22 protein-coding genes are annotated in these 21,360 nt (G+C 42.6%); 2 read left to right on the forward strand and 20 right to left on the reverse strand.

All coding sequences use genetic code 11. From position 1 onward, the window contains the following. Positions 1-13 precede the first annotated feature (13 nt). The 3 genes from A361_RS16620 to A361_RS16630 form a co-directional block, all read right to left on the reverse strand. Positions 14-910: an ABC transporter permease gene (locus tag A361_RS16620; RefSeq protein ID WP_019382316.1), complete on the reverse strand. Its 897-nt coding sequence runs from the start codon at positions 908-910 to the stop codon at positions 14-16. A gap of 12 nt (positions 911-922) precedes the next feature. Further along, positions 923-1,846 (reverse strand): glutathione ABC transporter permease GsiC, encoded by a 924-nt coding sequence (gene gsiC, locus A361_RS16625; protein ID WP_019382317.1) that lies wholly within the window; start codon positions 1,844-1,846, stop codon positions 923-925. 75 nt (positions 1,847-1,921) lie between these two features. Then, positions 1,922-3,502 (reverse strand): glutathione ABC transporter substrate-binding protein, encoded by a 1,581-nt coding sequence (locus A361_RS16630; protein WP_019382318.1) that lies wholly within the window; start codon positions 3,500-3,502, stop codon positions 1,922-1,924. Positions 3,503-3,888: 386 nt separating this feature from the next. Here A361_RS16630 and A361_RS16635 point away from each other — a divergent pair, with 386 nt between their 5' ends. After that, entirely contained in the window at positions 3,889-4,392 is a 504-nt protein-coding gene (locus A361_RS16635; RefSeq protein WP_009333794.1) for a spore coat protein, read from the forward strand. Positions 4,393-4,686: 294 nt separating this feature from the next. Here the strand turns inward: A361_RS16635 and A361_RS16645 are convergent, their stop codons facing one another. From A361_RS16645 to A361_RS16725, 17 genes are all read right to left on the reverse strand, one after another. Beyond that, positions 4,687-5,544 carry a PhnE/PtxC family ABC transporter permease gene (locus A361_RS16645; protein ID WP_009333793.1) on the reverse strand — a complete coding sequence of 286 codons (858 nt, stop codon included), beginning with the start codon at positions 5,542-5,544 and terminating at the stop codon, positions 4,687-4,689. After that, entirely contained in the window at positions 5,544-6,329 is a 786-nt protein-coding gene (locus A361_RS16650) for a PhnE/PtxC family ABC transporter permease (RefSeq protein WP_019382319.1), read from the reverse strand. Before A361_RS16650 ends, A361_RS16645 begins: the two co-directional genes overlap by 1 nt. Beyond that, the gene (gene phnC / locus A361_RS16655) at positions 6,319-7,107 is read right to left on the reverse strand and encodes a phosphonate ABC transporter ATP-binding protein (RefSeq protein ID WP_019382320.1); all 789 of its coding nucleotides are present in this window, start codon (positions 7,105-7,107) and stop codon (positions 6,319-6,321) included. Before phnC ends, A361_RS16650 begins: the two co-directional genes overlap by 11 nt. A 239-nt stretch (positions 7,108-7,346) precedes the next feature. Then, positions 7,347-8,381 (reverse strand): phosphate/phosphite/phosphonate ABC transporter substrate-binding protein, encoded by a 1,035-nt coding sequence (gene phnD, locus A361_RS16660; protein ID WP_019382321.1) that lies wholly within the window; start codon positions 8,379-8,381, stop codon positions 7,347-7,349. 117 nt (positions 8,382-8,498) lie between these two features. Beyond that, positions 8,499-9,203, reverse strand: a complete 705-nt coding sequence (locus A361_RS16665) for a phosphonate C-P lyase system protein PhnL (protein ID WP_019382322.1) — start codon at positions 9,201-9,203, stop codon at positions 8,499-8,501. Positions 9,204-9,232: 29 nt separating this feature from the next. After that, the gene (gene phnM / locus A361_RS16670) at positions 9,233-10,411 is read right to left on the reverse strand and encodes a phosphonate metabolism protein PhnM (protein ID WP_019382323.1); all 1,179 of its coding nucleotides are present in this window, start codon (positions 10,409-10,411) and stop codon (positions 9,233-9,235) included. A 44-nt stretch (positions 10,412-10,455) separates the two neighbouring features. Then, positions 10,456-11,301 carry an ATP-binding cassette domain-containing protein gene (locus A361_RS16675; protein ID WP_019382324.1) on the reverse strand — a complete coding sequence of 282 codons (846 nt, stop codon included), beginning with the start codon at positions 11,299-11,301 and terminating at the stop codon, positions 10,456-10,458. Further along, entirely contained in the window at positions 11,302-12,156 is an 855-nt protein-coding gene (locus A361_RS16680) for an alpha-D-ribose 1-methylphosphonate 5-phosphate C-P-lyase PhnJ (RefSeq protein ID WP_019382325.1), read from the reverse strand. It abuts the gene before it with no gap. Next, positions 12,149-13,282 carry a carbon-phosphorus lyase complex subunit PhnI gene (locus tag A361_RS16685; RefSeq protein ID WP_019382326.1) on the reverse strand — a complete coding sequence of 378 codons (1,134 nt, stop codon included), beginning with the start codon at positions 13,280-13,282 and terminating at the stop codon, positions 12,149-12,151. The genes A361_RS16680 and A361_RS16685 overlap by 8 nt, the downstream gene beginning before the upstream one ends. Next, positions 13,270-13,890 (reverse strand): phosphonate C-P lyase system protein PhnH, encoded by a 621-nt coding sequence (gene phnH, locus A361_RS16690; protein ID WP_019382327.1) that lies wholly within the window; start codon positions 13,888-13,890, stop codon positions 13,270-13,272. The genes A361_RS16685 and phnH overlap by 13 nt, the downstream gene beginning before the upstream one ends. Before the next feature lie 18 nt (positions 13,891-13,908). Continuing rightward, a complete protein-coding gene (gene phnG, locus A361_RS16695) occupies positions 13,909-14,331 on the reverse strand; it encodes a phosphonate C-P lyase system protein PhnG (RefSeq protein WP_009333782.1) in 423 nt (140 codons plus the stop codon). A 122-nt stretch (positions 14,332-14,453) separates the two neighbouring features. After that, positions 14,454-15,155: a GntR family transcriptional regulator gene (locus A361_RS16700; protein WP_019382328.1), complete on the reverse strand. Its 702-nt coding sequence runs from the start codon at positions 15,153-15,155 to the stop codon at positions 14,454-14,456. Positions 15,156-15,295: 140 nt separating this feature from the next. Continuing rightward, positions 15,296-15,931, reverse strand: coding sequence for a DapH/DapD/GlmU-related protein (locus A361_RS16705; RefSeq protein WP_019382329.1), 636 nt, complete (start codon positions 15,929-15,931; stop codon positions 15,296-15,298). A 32-nt stretch (positions 15,932-15,963) separates the two neighbouring features. Continuing rightward, positions 15,964-16,830 (reverse strand): PHP domain-containing protein, encoded by an 867-nt coding sequence (locus A361_RS16710; RefSeq protein WP_019382330.1) that lies wholly within the window; start codon positions 16,828-16,830, stop codon positions 15,964-15,966. A 307-nt stretch (positions 16,831-17,137) separates the two neighbouring features. Further along, positions 17,138-17,320, reverse strand: a complete 183-nt coding sequence (locus A361_RS16715; RefSeq protein WP_009333778.1) for a twin-arginine translocase TatA/TatE family subunit — start codon at positions 17,318-17,320, stop codon at positions 17,138-17,140. Positions 17,321-17,360: 40 nt separating this feature from the next. Next, positions 17,361-18,764 carry a metallophosphoesterase gene (locus tag A361_RS16720; RefSeq protein WP_019382331.1) on the reverse strand — a complete coding sequence of 468 codons (1,404 nt, stop codon included), beginning with the start codon at positions 18,762-18,764 and terminating at the stop codon, positions 17,361-17,363. Positions 18,765-18,842: 78 nt separating this feature from the next. Continuing rightward, positions 18,843-20,045 (reverse strand): metallophosphoesterase family protein, encoded by a 1,203-nt coding sequence (locus A361_RS16725; protein ID WP_026041745.1) that lies wholly within the window; start codon positions 20,043-20,045, stop codon positions 18,843-18,845. A gap of 309 nt (positions 20,046-20,354) precedes the next feature. Between A361_RS16725 and A361_RS16730 the strand changes: the two genes are divergently transcribed. Next, positions 20,355-21,146 (forward strand): DeoR/GlpR family DNA-binding transcription regulator, encoded by a 792-nt coding sequence (locus A361_RS16730; protein WP_019382333.1) that lies wholly within the window; start codon positions 20,355-20,357, stop codon positions 21,144-21,146. Positions 21,147-21,360: the final 214 nt, after the last annotated feature.

Here is a 21,360-nt window from a genome sequence, read left to right on the forward strand (position 1 = left end):
TATTCAATCTCCCTTACTCATTCTTCGTTTTAGGGTCCAGGACATCCCGGAGCCCATCTCCGACAAGATTGAAAGCAAGCACTGTCAAAAAGATCGCTAATCCCGGCATCATGACAACATGGGAAGCTGTTCCTAAATAATCACGGCCAAGGCTGAGCATAGCACCCCAATCCGGTGTTTCAGGACTGGCACCGAGACCCAGGAAACTCAAACTGGAGGCCGCTAAGATTGCCGTGCCAATTCTCATCGTAATAAATACGATTAAGCTTCCAAGAGTTTCAGGGAAAATGTGCTTGAACATAATTCTTCGGTGCGAGGCTCCCATTGATTTCGCTGCTTCCACAAAGACGGTCTCTTTCCCCTCCAATGTCGAGCCCCTTACCAGTCTTGCAAAAGATGGAATACTGAAAACGGATACTGCAATTACCACATTCGTTAATCCCGGCCCTAAAATGGCCACAATGGCGATTGCCAGCAGCAGATCCGGAAACGCAAACATGACATCACTGCCCCGCATTATAAGACGATCCAGCCAGCCGCCAAAATAACCGCTCATTAGTCCAAGGATGATTCCTCCAGCCGCCCCCAAAAAAACAGCCAGAAAACTGACACCAAGCGAAATTCTCGCACCGACGAGCAGCCGGCTGAAAATATCGCGTCCGTATTCATCCGTGCCTGCCCAATGTTCATTGCTCGGACCCTGCAGCGTCGTATTATAATCGGGCTCATAAGGATCATAGGGTGCAATATAAGGCCCAATGATGGCAATGATGATTAGCAGCAGGATAAAAATGCTTGCCCCAAATGCCATTTTTTGCTTTTTCCAATTCTTAAAGAATTCTTTAACAGGTGAGTATTTTTTCTTTGGAATCACTGGGGTATAGGCATTTACTTCTTTTATGATTTCCATGATTCCCCTCCTCTAGGAAACGTAGCGTATTTTCGGATTCAGCATACTGTACATGATGTCTACTATTAAATTAACGAGAATAAATTCAATGGAAAAAAGCAATAGCTCGGCCTGAATGACTGGATAGTCCCTGAAGGCAATGGAATCAATCAGCAATCGTCCCATTCCCGGAAAACTAAAGACGGTTTCTACTACAACTGATCCTCCAAGCAGGAAGCCAAACTGCAGCCCTGCAATAGTGACTACAGGAATTAAAGAGTTTCTCAATGCATGTTTTGGAATGACTACTGATTCCTTTAACCCTTTGGCTCTTCCCGTCCGGATAAAATCGGCTCTTAATGTTTCAAGCAATGATGACCGGGTAAATCTGGCAAGCATGGACATGATGCCTGCGCCTAAAGTGAGGGAAGGCAATATATAGGCTTTCCAGCTCTCGGCCCCCCCTGTTGGAAACCAGCCAAGCTGGACAGAAAAAATCTGAATAAGAATCAACCCAAGCCAGAATCCCGGCATGGAAATTCCAGAAACGGCTGTGACCATCCCAAGATAATCCGGCCATTTATTTTTGAATACCGCAGACAGTGTGCCTATTAACAAACCAAGCACCAATGCCCAGCCCATACTCATGAACGTTAAATAGATGGAGGGCATGAAGCGGTCTGCAAACATCTCTGAAACCGGAAGACCTGTCTTTAAGGAAGTCCCCAAATCTCCTTGAAACAAATTGCTCATGTATGTAATGTATTGATCCCAAATAGGTTTATCGAGCCCCAATTCCGCCCTGATGATATTGACCTCTTCAAGAGTTGCATCCTTTCCGGCAACTAATCTGGCAGGATCTCCAGGAATTAAATGAGTGAAGAAAAAGATTAATATTGAAACAATAAATAGGATTGGGATCATTTCCAGGATTCTCTTCAGGATATATTGAAGCAAAATGAAAACCCCTTTCTTAGAAAGGAAGAGGCATTAGGTGGTACACAACCTTTGCCTCTTCTGATTACCTTGCTTTTACTTAAGATTCGCGTCTGTCACATTAATTCCGCCTGTTGGAGAAATGAAGACGCCCTCGACATTGGACCTTGAACCAGCTAGAATCTCATCTACCCCAAGGAAGATCCAAGGTGCATCTTTGTAGATAGCTGATTGAATATTGCTGTAGATTTCTGCCTGCTTGTCAGGATCTGCTGTTTGATTTACCTCTGTAATCCACTTATCTACATCATCATTTTTGTAGTATGCAGTATTCGCTCCATCCGGCGGGAATGAGCTGCTGCTGAACAATGGCTTCGTTGCATTGGTGGTATCGGATGGATACGCAGACCAGCTGACATACCACATTTGCACCTTTGCCTCTTCCGGTGTCTGAGCTCCATAAATCTCATCTGACAGCGTGCCTTCTTCCATTGATTTAATTTCAACCGTAATGCCAATTTCTTTTAACTGCTGCTGGATAAACTGCATTCCCTTCAATGTATCTGAATTGGTGTTACCCCAAATTTCAGCATTGAAGCCATCTTCAAATCCAGCCTCTTTCATTAATTCTTTTGCTTTCTCAATGTTGTGATCATAGGTTTCCTGTTTGGAGTAAAACTGGGTTTTGCTAGGTATAATCGAATCCAGCGGCAAGCCGTAGCCGGAATTTACGACACTTATGAATGCCTCTTTATTCACTGCATAGTTAATGGCCTGGCGAATGCGGACGTCATCATAAGGCTCTTTCATCGTATTGATGGATACATATCGGGCAATCGTGGAAGGAATCTTATGAATTTCAACGTCTGAATTGCTCTCCAATTCCTTCAAGTTTTGAACTGGCGCCGGATAGATCACATGTGCTTCGCCTGTTTTAAGCATAGCTACACGGGAGCCGTTTTCTGGAACAGGTTTGTAAGTAATCTTTTTCACACGATCAGCCTTATCCCAATAATCATCGAATCTTTCAACTGTTAGATGATCCCCCTGAACCCATTCCACAAACTTGAATGGACCGGTGCCAACTGGTGTTTTGCCGATATCACCGGAAGAATCATTGATCAGCTTCGGGCTTAAGATTTTAGCGGAAACAAATCTTGTCAGCATACCTGCATATGGTTCCTTTAATGTGACTTTAATTTGATAATCATCAATCACATCGATGCTGGTAATAAGATTGAAACCGCGGCTATTTAACCTGAGACTCTCATCCTTCATAATCCTTTCAAAGCTGGTTTTAACCGCCTCTGCATTGAACGGCTCTCCATCATGGAAGGTAACACCCTGCCGGAGTTTGAATGAATATTCCAGTGCATTGTCACTGACACTGTATTCCTCAGCCAGCTGCGGAATAATTTGCCCTTCTTCATCCGATCCTAGCAATCCCTCTAACATGGCCGTCTGGACAGAATTTGAATTCGTATCGCCCGTATTATGCGGGTCCATGGATATAAAGTTTTCATTTACCGCAATCACTAATTCTTCTTCATTCGAGCTTGAAGAGTTTCCAGAGCTTTCTTTCTCATCCGTTCCGCTTTCTTTGCTGGAGCAGCCAGCCATTAGTACCAAAGAAACAAAAACAACAAATAGCATTTTCCACACGTTTACCCTTCTCAAATTGCTTTCCCCCTCGAACAATTTTGTCTTTTTTGCTTTTCTTGGAAGTTCAATTTAGATAATTAATTTCACCAAGTTAATAAATATGCAAAAAAATTATGTATTTTAGCGTATTTTAGTTTGTTTTACATATTATTTTCTCCACTGATGAAAATAATTAAATTTATTATAGATTGATATTCTCGTGATTTCAATATTAAATTCTGAAAATTTTATATTTTTTTATTTTTTACGGTGTACTTCTTATCTCTTCCCTTTTATTTTTAATTTCGTACAAGGCAGAGAAATATCGAACTTATAAGCCGGAAATTTAAAATTCAATAGACAAAGTCCCAGATTCATTTTTTTGAATACAGTTATATAAATTCTTTACTGGAGGTTTGATAATGGAACAAAGCTATAACCGTCCCCCGCAGCATCTCGCATGGCACGAAACATTGGAAATCCATGAATTAGTCGCTTTTCAATCTATTGGACTTATGAAACTAAAAAAAGCATACCGGGAAATAACTGACCCGGAATTAAAGGAAATATACAGACAGTCCATTCATGCGCTAAGTAAAAATATCAGCGAGCTTCTTCAGTTTTATCCCATGGCTCCAGGATCGGATCGGTTTGATGAGGAAAGAGTGGATAAACTGCCATTTTACTCTGGAGATTTATTAGGCCTGGCCAAAACTTCTGTCAGGAATTATGCAATTGCCATTACCGAAACAGCGACGGTTTCAGTAAGATTTGTATTAACTAAACATCTTATGGGAGCAATTGATTTACACGCAAAAATTTACCAGTATATGTATAAAAGAGGCTTTTATCCTTCTTACAATTTAAACAAATTACTTAAAAACGATGTAAACCTTGCAAATAAAGCTCTTTCTGAGCCTATTTAACGCATTAAATCAGCTTCCGCTTTGACTTATGGATATTTGATTCTTTTTGACAATGTCGGGGTCACCTGTTGAATGAGCATATCGGAACAATGTCCCAGATTCCAGGCTTAACTTCAGATTTTTGGCCCCCGTTAAATGAACTTGCCAATAAGACCAATTCATTTCAATCTTGTTGCCTGGCTAATCGTCCCTTTTCCTCAAATCCATTGAAAACATCAAATTTGATAACCTTCGAAATTCTTCTTATAAAATTAATAGACCAGGCATATCAGCACCTGGTCAAATTCTTGCTTATTAAGCTGTTTTCAGCTTTCTTTTAATCCTGGCAGCAAAGACTTCAAGGATAATCGCTACGGCCAGGATAAAATAAGTAATTGCCCCTATTTCCCTCATATCCAGGTAAAAGCTGCTTGCCATGAACATGTCAAATCCGATTCCGCCGGCCCCTGCTGCTGCTCCCATGGCAACAGCTACTGCAAAGTTAATCTCAAAGCGGAGAAATGTCCAGGAAATCATATAAGTGATGGAAGATGGGATAACCGCTTGAAAGACAATTTGCCACCAATTGGCTCCGCTCGCCTGCAGCGCTTCAATCACTCCCCTATCCAATTCTTCAAAGGACTCCGAATAGGCTTTGATTAGATAACCGATCGAGTGGAAGGTCATTCCAATAACTGCAGCTGTACTTCCAAGTCCAGCTGCAACCGCGAAGATCAGCACCCACAGGACGGTCGGCACAGCTCTTATAAAGGCTACCATGCTTTTAATGACTATTGAAACCCTTTTCGAGGACAGATTCTCAGCGGCCAGCAATCCGAATAGTACTGCAATTATGGCTCCAAACAAGGTTGTCAGGAAAGCCAGCCCGAGTGTGACCATAACTTGGTAAAGGGCATGTCCAAAGGAGAAATGCTTCAAGTGCGGTTCAAGGAAGATGGTTTTTAAATTGGCGAATGTGCCAAGAAGCGCATCCATAAAGTCCAGTTCCTTATAATCAAAGCTGTAAAATGCATAGACTGTCACCGCAGCCAGAATAAAGAGGGTTAATCTTGTCACAATGGCCGCTTTGTTCAAAGGCTTAGCCGGCATTCTTTTGCCAAGCAGATGATCGGCTGGTGCTGTTACATTACTAAGCTGTTCCTTTACCTCCATTACAATATCACCTTCCTTACATAATTGGATGCATATTCGATCAATAGGATAGCAGCAATGATGACAACAACGACCAGACTTGCTGTGTCATAAGCCAAACTCTTATAGTATAAGTTGAATGTAAAGCCGATTCCAGATCCTGTCAGCAGTCCAATTAATGTGGCACTTCGGATATTCGTTTCGATCATGAACAAAACCCAGCTGATTAATTGCGGTATGCTTGATGGGATCACTGATTGGAAAATGATCGAAAAGTAGCCCGCACCTGTCGCTTTTAACGCCTCTACTGATCCCCTGCTCACTTCATCGATCGTTTCCGTAAAAGCCCTTGTTAAAAAGCCAAATGACCCGAAGAATAAAGCAAAATAGCCAGTTAAAGAACTTTGGCCGAATGAAAACAGCAAAATCAGCGCCCATGCGGCAACATCGATGTTTCGAAAGACAGTGGCAATTCCTCTTGTAATCGCTCCAAAAAAGGGATTTACTCTTGTTGTATTCGAACCGAAAATGGAAAATAATAGGGCAAATACAGCAGCTGCTGTCGTAGCCGCAATCGAAACCAGGAGTGTTTCCTGCAGCTTTTCCAGAATAACTGGCAGCTTTTCTAAGGATTTTGCGGTTGGATAAAAGTTCGCCATTCCCCATTGAATGGCTTTCGGGATTGAAGCAAAGCCCTTTAAAGCATTGTACTCCGTAATAATCATGGCAAGGATGGTCACGGCTCCAAGGAGTAATAGGAAGGCAAGTGTGTTTCGCTTTTTCTTAGCAAAGATATCAGCCTGCATGTATGCCTCCAATGTCAAAGATTAAATCTTCTGCTTCCGATCCATATATTCTCTGAATGTCTTCTGAAGTCAAGCCTTTAGCCGATCCATTATACACTACTTGCCCTTTGTTAATGCCGATGATTCTGTCTGAATATTTGATTGCTACATCTACCTGATGAAGATTGACAACAACGGTAATGCCCATTGTTGTTGAAACCTTCTTCAAATGATCCATGATCACTTTTGCCGAATTAGGATCCAGGGACGCAATGGGTTCGTCGCACAAAAGCATCCGCGGATTTTGGATAAGCGCACGGGCAATGCCAACTCGCTGTTTTTGCCCGCCGCTTAATTGGTCTGCACGCTTATATATCATTTCGTTCAGTCCAAGCACATTCAAAATCTGGGCGGCCTGCTGCTTTTCCTCTTTGCTGTAATATCCAAGAACTCCAGCCAGTGTTGATTTGGTTCCCAATTTTCCATGCAGCGTGTTTTCGATTACCGATAATCGATTCACTAAGTTATAGTGCTGAAAGATCATGCCAATTTTGGTGCGGACCTGCTTTAATTCTTTTTTCTTCAAGTCCATTACCTGGAGATCCTGGAACCTTATTTCTCCGCCTGTCGCATCAATCATGCGGTTGATGCAGCGGAGGAGAGTTGATTTCCCTGCTCCTGATGGGCCGATAATGGAAACGAACTCCCCTTCCTGGACTGAGAAGCTTACATCAGTTAATGCTTTCGAATCTTTGCCAAATTGCTTTGTAAGGTGATTAACTTCCAATAATGCTGTCATGAGTTAACCCCTCCTATCCAATTGTTTTATCCTGCTTTAACGGGCAGAAGATTTCATCACTCTGTTCTAACTGCAAATAAATCTTGACTGTAAGCAAATTAATAATTTTATCCGAAAATAAATCAGAAATATACCTAAAAAATTCTCTATTCTATGCAAATAAATTAATCTATCCCCAAAGACAATTAAGTAAAAGTCATCAGCGGGGAATGGAAGCCCCCACTGATGAATGCTTAACTTTATTTTGCAAGCTCGCGGATCGGATTGAACCACTCATCCTCTACTTCAACCAGACGCTCATTTCCAGATTTCTTGCTGAATAATCCGGAAAATTCGGAGTCCTCCGGAACAAAGATTTTTTCGTTATTTGCCACTTCATCTGATGTCATGATTTCAAGCAGCTGTTTTTGGTCTTCTTCGCTCAATGTACCGGAATTAATTACAAATGGTGCATTTAAAACAGGAGTTACTGAGATTAAGGAGAATTCTTTTCCGGCAACCGTGTTCAATGGTTCAGCAGCATCATCTTTCACTTTATAAACTGCGCCTGGCTTGTTAGCATCACCTTCTGCAAGCTCCACATAATTGTTCACACATGTATCACAGAATGCCGCTACATCCGCTTTGCCGGTTAATAGATTGACAGCAGAACCCTGGTGGGAGCCGCCAAATAATACTTCATTGAAGAACTTGTCCTCTCCGCCCTCAAGTAAATCCTCAGCTGTCAAACTCTTAAACTCTTCTTTTTCGCTGAAATAATCAGTAATGCCTGTAGATGGAACCTTGAATCCTGATGTGGAACTGTTTGAAACAAAGGAGAATTTCTTTCCTTGAATATTGTCTATGGCAAATTCCCCGCCGTTTTTGTATTCATCTGCATTTTCCTGCTGAACAGCCAGCCAGCTGTAATACACAGCGTCCTCCAAAGTGCCGGACTCGCCGCTTGGAACAACCAGCGGAAGAACCTTTTCATTCTTTTTATGGGCTTCTATGTATCCTTGTGCACCAAGAAACGCCATATCTGCATTGCCGTTCGCAATCGCTTCAATTGCCACAATATAGTCAGTCGTTGTTTGATGCTCCACTTTCTTTCCTGTTTTCTCTTCTATTAATTTCCCAATTTCGTCACGTGCCTCACCTAAATCAGCGCCTGATTCGTTTGGAAGCCAAGCGATCGTCAATGTATCATCCTTCTCTGAGTTTGCAGTGAACGAACAGCCTGCAAATACAACTGTCATAGCCATAGAAAGCAGAAATAGCGCCATTTTCTTCATAATTTTTTCCCCCTCTTATTTGGAAAAATTTTTATAATACCATTGACCTAACTATAGCGAAAGAATATTAATCTACTGATAAGGCATTATGAGAAATCGTTAAGCACTGGTAAAGAATTAATGAGATAATGTAAATACACCATTCTGCATGTTGTATTCCCTGTCACATAAGTTGTTCATAAATTCAAGATCATGAAAGATTCCCAGCATCGTCGTGCCTTCTTGCATTAGTTGCTCTATTAAGACTTTCACCTTCATTTTAGATTCATAGTCCAGGCTTGCGGTCGGTTCATCCAGAAGAAGCAGTCTTGGCTTCTTGACCATCGCCCGCGCAATGTTGAGTCTGAGTTTTTCCCCGCCAGAAAAGGTGGCAGGATAGCTGTCCCATAGCTCTGGGTCCAGCTCGAAATGCGAAAGGATCTGCTCTGTCTCTTTCTCAGCATGAACCTGGTCCCGTCCCATTTCAATAAGGGCCTGCATTACAAGCTGCCTGGCAGTGGTTCTTGGCATAACATTCAGAAATTGAGATACATAGCCTATTTCATGCTTGCGCAAATAAATCATTTGTCTATTTGTTGCCTCTGCAATATTGAGAGGACCGAACTTTTTGGAATTGTACCAAATGCTTCCATGTTGAAGTCTGTATGTTCCAAAAATACATTTCAGGATTGTTGATTTTCCGCTTCCGCTTTTTCCAGTAATTCCAACAAAGTCTCCTTCCCCTAATCTGATATCAATGCCGCTCACTGCATGGATATTTTTCCCCAGATTATGAAGGGTAAATGATTTGGACAGTTCCCTGATTTCCAATAGATTTTCCACCAATCCACCTGCTTTCTCTCAAAGTAGTATTAAATTCTGTAATTCGTTTTTTGGATCAGCTTCCCATCAACGAATACGCCCGTGATTACCGGAAAATCGTCTGCCAATTTTTCAATGATCAAAAGGTCTGCTTTTTTTCCTTCCTCGATCGAACCGATTTCCTCATCCATATTCACGGCTTTTGCAGGATTAATGGTGACAAGCCTGATCATGTCTGCCAGATCCATCCCATACTTCCTTACCAGTTCAAAAATGGCATGGAGCATGGCAGCCGGATAGTAATCACTGCACAAGATATCAATTGAATCATTTTGAATCGCGTCGGCAGCACCCAGATTTCCACTGTGGGAGCCTCCGAGCAGCACATTTGGGGCTCCGGCCACTGTATACATGCCAAGCTCCTTCGCCTTGTACGCCACCTCCTGGGTAATCGGGAATTCACTGATGGTCGTGCCAAAGCTTTTGACCAGCTCCAGCTTTTCGAAACTGTCATCATCATGTGAAGCAACTGCTATATTATGTGCCCGTGCGTGCTCTGCAATCTCCTTCATATCTTCGACAGAAAGCTTTTCCTTCGTTTGGTGATTTCGGATTAAAACGTCTATAGCGGCATCGCTCATGCTGTTATAGCTTTTAACCGTGTTCCGGTAAATTTCCAGATGGCGATATTGCCCTTGTCCGGGTGTATGGTCCATAAACGAAATCAGGTGCACCTTATCTTCGCTTATATAGCTTTTGAGGTTTTCGATTTCATCCACATTATCAATTTCCATTCGTGCATGGAAGCGATGTCGGACAAGATGCTTCGTACTGTGTGTCTCATCAATCAGGTCGATGAGCTTTCTGACATTTTCCGGTTCCCGGATCGGCTTGTATGCATATTCTGTTTCTTTAAATAGGGAAAGGGAGTGGAACATCGTTGTGATTCCATGGGATATGAGCTCCTTCTCTGCTTCCCTTAGACTTAAATGAAAGTTCATTAATGAGGTTGGCCTCGGTGCCGCCATATGCTCAATATAGTCGGAGTGGATATCGATAAATCCAGGTGTGACATAGCCGCCCGCTGCATCTATCACTTCCATGGAATCTTCAAATTTCATTTCTCCCTTTGGAGCAATTCTGCTGATCCTATCATTCTCAATCAGAAGGTCATAGCCTTGCAGAATAGTATCCTCTGTAATAAGTTTTCCGTTCGTAATGACGTACAATGTGCTTCCCCCTAATTTGAAATGAAATATATTCCGATTAAGCCTTAAAGAAGCGAATGAACCAAGCTTTGAGTAAATGGAGCTTGAGGATCTTCGAGTATTTGATCTGTCAGCCCCTGTTCAATGACCTGTCCCTCCAGCATGACCAATGTTCTGTCCGCAAGCATCCGGATAACGCCCAAATCATGCGAAACCAGCACTATGCTAATATTCATCTCCCTCTGCAGGCTTTTAATTAAATCCAGAACACTTGCCTGTACAGATAGATCCAGTCCGGTCGTAACCTCATCCAAAAGCAGAATCGGAGGCTGATTAGAAAGTGCCTTGGCAATTTGCACACGCTGCTGCATTCCTCCGGAAAAATTCTTTGGTGCTTCTTTCCGGCGATGGACGGGAATATTCACCTTACTGAGCAGCTCTGATCCCCTGTCTTCCATCATTCCTACATTCCTGCTGCCGGCTGCAATCAATTTTTCGGCAATATTTCCAATCGAAGAAAAGTCGATTCTTAATCCCAAAAGAGGGTTTTGATAGACTTTCCCCATTAAGTGGTTGCGGATATACCGTTTTTGCTGGGAAGACTCCTCAAAAAGATTATTCAGCCCATTCTGGTAGGAAGAAATATACGCTTCCCCTGAAGTTGTTTCCTGGTCAAAGTACAGGCATTGCATTAAGGTGGACTTGCCGCTTCCGCTTTCCCCTACAATTCCAAGCACCTCTCCAGGGTAGACATCAAATGATACATCTCTGCACGCATAGACCGTTCCGCACACACTGCAGTAATTTTTGATCAGGGTCAAAGGCTCCGGGTTTCTGCAATGATCGCAGCCAGGACCGAATTGCTTGTTTAAGTTTTTTATAGATAAGACCGGAACCTCAAATTCAGTCATTTAATTCACTCCTGCCTTTTCGACTTCGTTTAATATTTCATAGCAATAGCTTGTATCATTGCATTGGTAATATGTCTCTCCTGTTGCCTCATCGATCAGTTCGTCAAGGAATACTCCCTCAGAGCCGCACAACCTGCAGCATTTCCCATCAAAACTTTCCCCTTCAAACGGATAATCTTCAAAATCAAGGGAAACGATTCTCGTAAATGGCGGAACTGCATATATCTTCTTTTCGCGACCTGCTCCCAATAAAATGAGTGCTTCATTTTCATCCATTTTCGGATTATCAAAGCGAGGGATCGGGCTTGGTGCCATTACATAGCGGCCGTGAACCATGACCGGATGATCTGCACCTGTTGTCATGCTTCCGTATTTCATGATCTGTTCAAAGAGCATGAGCCAGGCACCGCTGTATTCTTTTTCTGCATGCAGCTTTTTCGTCACATGCTCACTCGGTTCAAAATAACGGAGCGGTTCAGGAAGCGGTACCTGCAGCACAAGGATTTGTTCCTTTTTCAGCGGTACCTCAGGGATTCTGTGCCGTGATTGAATAATGGTCGCCTGAGAAGTATATTCCGTTATCTGAACACCTGTTGTATCTGATACAAGCTTTTTAATACTGACCGCATTGACAGATTCATCTGAACCCTGATCAATTACCTTCAATACATCCTCTCTCCCGATCAATGAGAGTGTCAGCTGCAGGCCGCCTGTCCCCCAGCCCCTTCCAATCGGCATTTCCCTTGACGCAAATGGAACCTGATAACCCGGGATGGCAATCGCTTTTAATGTAGCTCTTCTAATTTCCCGCTTCGAACCTTCGTCAAAGAAAGCAAAGTTATAGGCGTTATTCATATGCTTGCACCTCTTCCCGTTCGTCTGCTTTAGTTTTTGTCTTTCTCACACTGTCAAGCTTCGACTGGAACGTTACATAATGCGGCATTTTCAAGTGCGATATAAAGCCGGTTGACTCTACAGAATCAATATGAAAGAGGACAAATTCCTCATTATGGCTTGGGAAGCTATTATCAGGATGCTCCAGACAATTATCCAGAATGCCCATAGCGATCGCTTTCGTCTCATTCTGTCCGAAACATAATCCGTATCCGATTTCAAACTCCAATTCCTTTTTGCCTTTTTCCTTTTCAGCCATGAACGGCATCAGCATTTCCGCTTCTGTTGTTTTGATATCACCAATGTAATAGTCATCTTCATCACTGCCCTCGTCATTCGGATGGCCCACGTATATTGGCAGGCTTCCAACTCTTAGCTCCCCAACAGTCGGATGCAGAGCGCCATAGCCTCTGATAACCGCATAAGCCAGTGAAGTAACAGCTCCTGTCTCTCCTCTTGTCAGAATTTGCAGGCGCTGGCTGCGGCTTGAGGGAAAGTCAAGGCTTTCCCTCGTCACATCATCCGGCTCAGCATCATTGTTTTCAAGTGAAGGAATTAAGCCTTCTTTCCTCAAATAATCCAGCACCTTCGGTAATATAAGATCGGGCTCCTGCTGCAATTCACCAAATGGGTTATTTTCTGAAGCATAAGATGACAGCCATTCTTTTACCGTCTTTTCCGTTTCCTTCATCAGATTGAAATCGAGGAGCCGGTGGGTATAATCCGTTGTCGCCCCTAAAATCTGGCCGCCGGGAATATCTTTGAAGCTTGCTGAAATCCGGCGTTCAACCTTCATTTCCCCGGTTTCAATGGTTTTCGAGCAGTACTTTCTCGGCATCGTCGAGCGGTATGCGCGAAGCAGGAATACTGCTTCTTCCGGATTTCCTTCAGCCTGCTTGATCGCTAATGCTGCAAGCTTTTCATTATATAAGCTGCTTTCTGACATCACTTGATCGATTAACCCTCTCATCCCTGCTTCAATCTGTCCGGTTTCCAGCACTTGTTCCTTATGAATCCTTTCATATTTCAAGCGTTTTATCGATTCTTCAATGGCTTGTGTCCCGCCTTTTACCGCTACATAACCCATTCTTTCTCCACCTCCCTGCTTTCAGTTATTTGAGTCGTTCTTGGCAGTGATAAAAGCTGATGATATCGGTCCACGAATATCAGGTCGACCCCTGTTGGATACTCTTTATTTTTTTCACTACGTCTTTCAATCCAATTTCCTGTTAGATCTATACTGATTCCGGTGCTTGTTTGAATGCCAGGTCCTTTCAAAAGCAGGTCATTACCGACCGTGATCGCTCCTGTTTCTGCTATAATCACTGCGGATTTGTGCGGGTTTATGAACGTCCCCGGATTTGCTATTTCAATGGCATGTTCCAGAGACCCAGCCCCGGCATCCTTCAGGAGAAATAAATAATCTGCCTGACCCGCTTGTACCGCTTTTGCGAATGTTAATTGATTGATTTCTTTTTCAACTGCTTCAGCCTTACTGCCATACACCTTAAACGTAACCTCAGGATCAAGCAGCGTGAGTGCCAGCAGTAAAATTGAGCTGGAGCAGCCAGCAGCATTTTCTCCGTCCAGTATTGCTGCCTCCTTGCCCAGGTCTGATATCAGTCCTGGCCTTGAAGTGGAATCGACTAATTTTCTATATACAGATTGCAGGTCATGAACAACATCCAATTTCAAAGCCTGTTCCTCCTTCTATTAAACATCCATCGTCTCAAAGCTGACTTTTGTTCTTAAAATGGCTTCATTCTTTGCTTTTCTTTTCTGTTCTATATAATACTTTTCAATTTCGAATATCCCGGTCCATGGTTTGGTTTCGGGAAGATCCCCGAGAAATGCCGCGTCAATCACGGCAAGATGATAAGCCAGATCTGGGTGATCGCCTTTCACAATTCCTATGCCGATCTTTCCTTCCACCTTTGCCTTGCATTCTGTCACCAGCACTTCCCCTAAATAAAACAGGCTTTTCCTGGAAGTCTCCCGTACCTTTAACATCACAAGCCCATTTTCCGGTTCCTGTATAACAGAAACTGAATATTTTTGCTCAATTTCTTTCGCTAAAGATTTTGCCAATTCATGTGAACCTTCAATCAAAATTTCTGTTCGCTGTTTTCTTTTCACCTTTTGGCCTCCATCTGTTTTTGTTCTGCATCTTAAATCTATCTTGTTGCCAAGCTGGCGGATGTTAAAGAAGTGTAAATTATGTAAGAGTTTTATTAACCTGATCTATCTCCAAAGCCAAATTAAATTAAGTAAGTAAAGCAATCGCTCCTATATTTGATTCTTGAGGCTTCCAGTACTGTTCCCGTCTCCTTGTCCTTACAGAGGGACTCCAGAAGCAGAAGCGGAATCAAACTCGAGCATTGCAGGATTTTCCGTTCAGATTCATTCGGGAAAACCACACTCAGCTGACTTTGGCCCGAAGTGAATTCTTTATAGCCATGCGTTTTGTAATAATAAAAAATAGAGGTAATTCCTGGTCCATCCCTATCAATTTGCGGAAAAACTGATTTGGCTGCATAAGATGTATGCAAGGCAATCGGGCAGCCGTCCACGATTCTTAATCTGGAAATTTTATAGACTTCATCCTGCTTATTGACCTTTAACGAATGATAGATATCAGATTCATAGGGGATCTTTTCAAAGCAAACATTCTCCGACCTGAAGTCATACCCATGCTCATTCATCTTTTCACTAAAGCTGATATCTCCTGTCAAAATCAGCGGAATCTGCTGTTTCCTATTTTGGACATAGCTGCCCCTTCCCTGCTTTGAAAAAATGAACCCCAGATCCTGTAATTGTTCATATGCTTTCCGTACAACCATCCTTGGTATCCCATATTGATCTGCAAGCTCATTCTCAGAAGGAAGTTTTTCATTTGGTTTATACACCCCTTCCTTTATTTGGGTAATCAGCTCGTCTACCAGCAGCATTTTTTCACTCATACAGTCAGCCCCTTTCGGAATCCGGAAACAATTTAAGTCTAAAGAAAGAGTTTATATGGAGAGTTACATGAATGTAATGTTTTTATAAAAAATGAAAATGACCCAATCCTTTTAGTGACTGGGTCTTGTAAGGCTATATTTTAGCTCCCAAATTTCCTGATGAAAGCTTCCGTATCGTTTAATTCATCAAAATGGGCTTCCAGCTTTTCTCGTGGCCAATCCCACCAGGCAATCTCAAGCAGCTTTGCAGCTGTTTTTTCAGTGAACCTTCTTTTCAACGGCTTAGCGGGCACGCCGGCTGCAATCGTATAGGGGTCAACATCCTTTGTAACGACTGCCCCGGACCCGATGACCGATCCCGTGCCGATTTCAACGCCCTTCATGATGATGGCACCGTGTCCAATCCATACATCATGGCCAATTTTGACCCGATTGGTTCGGCGCCAATCAAAAAATTCATGATCGTCCTGATTGTCAAAACCATAATCGACTTTCCGATAGGTCATATGGTGCTGCGTCACCCGGTCCATCGGATGCTGAACGGGATTAATGCATGCATGAGAAGCAATGGAACAGAACTTGCCGATTTCAGCATAGTTGACTGTCACATCATCCATTGTATAAGTGTAGTCGCCAAATTTTGATTCGATAATTTTGTTTCTTTCTCCGATTGACGTCCATTCTCCCGCATAGCTGTCAATGATGAAGCTGGAATGATGTACAGCAGGTGAAACAGAGAGCTTTTCATCCTTTTTTGGTTTATAAATCATTGACATGTGCAAATCCCACCCCTTTTTAAATGTGCTGACTATAATCGCTGGCTTTTCAGTCTCTGCCGTCTTGCAGCTAATTCATGCACTCTCTCCACCCCCGGAGACATGCAGCCCAGCACAACCTCTTTCTCACCATAAGCACCATGAAAGTCGGAGCCTCCAGTCATGGTTAATCCATATTGTATGGCCAGTTTCCTTGCCATTTCTTCATGCTGTTTATTATGAAGGGGGTGCCAGACTTCTATCCCCTGCAGGCCGGCTTCAACCAGCTCAGGCACTTTTTCAAAATTTCCATATTGGCCAGGGTGGGCAAGTACCGGCACACCGCCTGCTTCAAGAATTGCCTCAACAGCAAGCCTCGCATCCACATATTCCATCGGGATAAAAGCCACTCCTTTCGATTCTCCATTTTGACCGCGGCCAAATAATTTTTTGTATTGGGAACCATATATAGAATCTGCATATCCAGTTTCAATAAGAGCTTCCATGATGTGCTGCTTATAAACTCCCGTTCCACCCGCAGAAAGCTCCAGACAGCGGTCCCATGTAATGCTGTAGCCTGCTGATATCAGCCTTTGAACCATTTCGAACGAAAGCTTATGCCTCCGCTCAATGATCGGCTGGCACAGCGTTTCAATTGACTTATGCCCAGGTTCGATAAAATAGCCCAGAATGTGGACCCGGCGTGCCCTGTCAAAATCAAAAGCAGAAATTTCAATACCAGGGATCACCTCCACTCCATACCTCTTACCTCGCTCAATTGCTTCCCTCAGCCCTTTTGTGGTGTCATGGTTCGTAATGGCCAAATGTGAAACCTCATTGGCAATGGCCAGATTCAAAACCTCATCAATTGATAGCGGGCAATCAGAAATATTCGTATGGCAATGCAGCTCTGCTTTCATCTCCATTCCTCCCATTTGCAGCCTTTTTTACTAGAATAACTTGGTGCCAAGCCAGATAGGTTAACGGGATGTAAATTTCTGTTAAGAGTTTGTAATTCCTATTATGATTTTCAGTTTAGTGGTTTCTGCCTTAGTAAAAGCCCCGCATTAAAGCAACTGACCGATATATTGGAAAAGTGACCGATATATTCAATTTCTGACCGATAATCTACCGAAAGTGGCCGATATTCCCATTTGGAAGACAGCTTTTTTCATAAAAATCTTCACGAAAAAGGGCCAACTCCAAAAAAGTCGGCCCATTTCTGCTTTATGATTTCGTTTTGCTGCTGTCTTCCTGGTTCTCTGACAGCAATTCTTTTGTTGAGCTTTTAAATTCCCTCAATGTCGAGCCGAATGCTCGGCCAATTTCCGGCAGCTTCGATGGACCGAAAATGATAAGTGCGATAACTAATACTAATATTAGTCCAGGTATACCTATATTTTGCAGCATGTTCATCCCTCCTGCTGAGTATTGTTACTAACCGTCTTAATTAAACGGTTTCTGCGGCAGCCAATGTTTTCGTCTTCCCTAAAGCTTTTAAAGGCCTCTTACATACATTCCCATAAGCATCCAGTGCATGCACCTCAATTTGATAGGCTGTATTGGCCTCTAATCCTTCAATTGTTAACGTCAAGGGGTTTGGCACAGGATCTTTATAGAATTCCGAGAAAGCAAGAAATTCCTTCACAACTTTCTCTGAATTTGCATGTCTTGCCACTACCTTGTAGTCATGAACCAGCAGGTCATCCTTGGCCTGGGTAAACATAATGGCCATGCCAGTGGCTGATGTCATTTCATGATTAATGGAAAGCATCGCATCTTTTGTAAAAAAAGGTGCCTGCTTATCTCTGTCTTCTGTGTATGAAAATTTCCGCTTATTTGCCGGATAGTTTATTTCAAATGGCTCACCTGTCCAATCATTATGATGAATATCGCGTCGCCTGATCAGCACCTTATTATTATGTACCTCTACAATTAATGCCTGATTCAGGACATCTGCACCCTCAGGCACTTCCCCTTGAATTCTGCCGGCATCCAGCCACAAATAAGCGCCAGTTGAGGTTCCAATTGAAGTAAAATCCTTCTGGTGAATGATTCTCGGGTCATCAAGAGGATAGTGCGTATGACCGGAAAATGAGATGACTTGCGGATATTCCTTTAAAGTGTTGTAAAAAAGGTCTCTATTTTGAGTAAAGCCCCATTCGCTTCCATAGACCGTCCCTTTAATCGGCTGATGGTGAAAGACAAAAATTGGCTTTTTCCAATCATCTTCATGAGCAATCTTCAGCTGCTCACCCAGCCAATTAATTTGTTCAACGGAGAATGTGCCCTCTGTTAATCCATCTTCTGTTCCCAGAATAATAAAATGGTAGCCTTTGATTACCTTGTGATAGCAGATAGATTCCATGCCTGTTTTTGTTAGGAATCGCTTCTGTGCATCTGCTGCTGATAAGCCATTCCAATAGTCATGATTCCCTATGGCAAACATGGAGACGGCACCCGGCTGTTTGTGGGCATTATAAGCTGACATAAACTTATCGAATTCGGCTTCATATCCATAATCTGTTAAATCTCCCACAACCAAAAAAGCATCCTGCTCCGGAACAGCCTTATTTAGCTGTTCTAAAGTTGTTATAAACTTTTCAAGTGTTTTATTGCTGCTGTTATGGATATGAATGTCACTAATAACCGGGAAAACTAAATCCGGTTTGCCAGCAGAATTCATAATCGAAGCAGAAGAGGCAGCACTTGCTGTAATTAAATTAAGAGAGTTAGCAAGAGATAATCCAATTGTTGCACTGGCAGCTAAGGTAGTCTTCTGCAAAAAAGCACGGCGATCCATTTCTTTTTTAAATATATTTCCATCTCTTTGTCCAGTCCGATTATCATTCATGATTAATAAACTCCTTCTCCAATTTTTCCATACTCCTCTTAACACCGTCCCTTATTAACTTCGTTGGCCTGTTTTAGCCTATTCTATCTCCAGCGGCAGCGGATCAATGCTCTGGTCGTTGGCTGTTAAATCAATACCGAAGTCTTTGGCAAAAACCATATGGGTATCTGCTAAAACACCTTCATGATTTTCATCTAAATTAAACACTCTCGCTCCCCGAAGTCTGTTTCTGTCGGGCCCTGAAAGACCGTAAGTGCCAAAGCCGGTATTTCCGGCATATCCGAGCAGAATTCCATAATAGTTGCCGCAATATGTATTAATATGATCATGGCCGCAGAATACGCCTTTCACATCCCCTCTATCCAGCATGGCTGTAAACAAGCCGCTGTTGATCGGGCCGGGGCACTCATCTTCATTCCGCTCTCCATTGATTTGATGCCTGGCCACAGCCAAATCATGCCCGGCCTGTGTTCTGCCGTCCACACTGCCCCACCACATAAAACGGTGCTCCCATAGAGGAATATGAATGAATACAAGAGAAGGCACTTTATAGCCATAACGCTTTTCTATTGCTTTGGATCTTTCATAATACCAATTAACCTGATTAAATCGCAGCCAATCCCATGTTGGATAGCCCTTGAAATCCTGGCCGGCGATCGTTTGAGGGGCATATCTGCCGCTGTCTAAAAGCCAGAGATTAAATGCTGCCTTATTCCCTCTGGATTTTTTGATTAATAGATTCATATTTCCTGTTCCTGTAAGGCCTTTTTGTCCAGGTGTGTTCATATTATGCTTGTATTTCATATAGAACTTGAGCATACCGCTCTCATCCATGCCGCTCTTTGGAGTTGAGTCCTCATCATGATTTCCAAACGTAGCCGCCCAGCGGATTCCCCTTTTTTCCATTGGCTGGACGACATTATTCATGGCTTGCTTCATTTCTAATTCTGTATCACAGCCGCCTGTTATATTGTCACCATTTAAAACGACAAAATCAGGCTTCTCTGAATCAAGCACCTTTTCCATCAGCTGTATGGTCCGTCTGTCGATCCTTTCATCATCCTGAGTATCATTAAATTGGACAACTTTAAATTTCCCATTCGAATTGAAGGAAAGCCTTGGCCCTTCCAGCTTTTCACTTATCTCTTCCGCTTGAACCCTGCTTTCGAATAAGTCTCCAGGCAAGCCTGCAGCTGCCATAGTTAAAGCCAGTGTCCCTGCTCCTCCCGCTTTAATAAATGCCCTTCTGTCCATTCCTTTGCTTTCATTTTCTTTCATCATCCTTACCTCCATGAATTGATAAAAAATTCCCCTACGGTTAAAATCCTAGAGTAAATCTATTAAAGAAGTATTAATATCAATAGATTGTTTAGTAAAGAAAACAAAGGCAAAAAGATAAACAAAAATATGATTTTCAATTCTCATCTGAGATTAATAGGAAGGAAGAATGAAATTCGGGACTTTCCTCTCTTTGTATTCTTTTGTTTTCATTTCTGTTTTTAAACTTTTATATAAATTAATATTTTTGACCTCAATTTTTAAAACTTCAGCCCTATAATGATCCATAAGATGAAAACGGGGGGACCAATAATGAAAAAAGGGTTCGTTGCGGAAAGGCACAGGAGGATTATCAGGGAATTAGAATTAAAAAATAAAGTGAGTGTAGCGGATCTCTCCAGAAAATTAAGTGTAACGCCAGAAACAATCCGGAGTGACTTGAGACGGCTTGAGAAGGGAAACAAATTGCGAAGAATTCATGGAGGAGCCATATGCTATTTTGGCTTAGAGAAGGAGCAGCAATTAAATAAAAGGATTGTTGTAAGCCTTCCCATCAAAAAGAAAATTGGTGAAGCTGCAGCAAGCTTTATTTCCGATGGAGAAACAATTGTTTTGGATGTCGGCTCCACAACTCTTCATATTGCCGGTTCGATTGAAAATGTTGAGAACGTAACGATCGTAACCAATTCACTGGCTGCCGCAGAAATATTAAATACAAGAATGGAAAATAAACTGTTCAATGGCAGGGTCATTCTGATTGGCGGGACCGTGAATCCTCTGCAGCGCTCAACCTCAGGTTCACTAACTAATCAGATGCTGGAACACTTTTATTTTGACAAGGCCTTTATCTCCTGTGGAGGAATGAACCGCGAAGGGATATGCGATTATAATATTGATGAAGCTGCTGCCTCTGCTATCATGATAAAAAGATCTAAACAGGTTTATGTGGCAGCCGATTCCTCAAAACTGAATCAAAGGGCATTTTTCCATATCAGCCCTTTTTCGGCTATTGATTTTGTCATTACTGATGCGGATTTGCCGCAGAATTGGCCGGAGGAGGAAATCAAGTTCAATGGGCTAAAATGGGTAAAAGTCTATACATAAAATGAAACAGAACTCTCAGGCCACTGTTAGACGGAGTGACTGAGAGTTCTCTTAAAAGAGGCCAAATGCAAAGATAACAGTTAGAACGATCATACACATCATTTTTGTATAGCGAATGGCCCCTTCCGATTTCTCTGGCTCTTCCTTATACATCTACCACTTTCCCCACAGCAGGCTTTCTTCCGGATCGAAATAACTCCAGATCTGCACCCCG

Source organism: Cytobacillus oceanisediminis 2691, from assembly GCF_000294775.2.
Lineage (GTDB): Bacteria > Bacillota > Bacilli > Bacillales > Cytobacillaceae > Cytobacillus > Cytobacillus pseudoceanisediminis.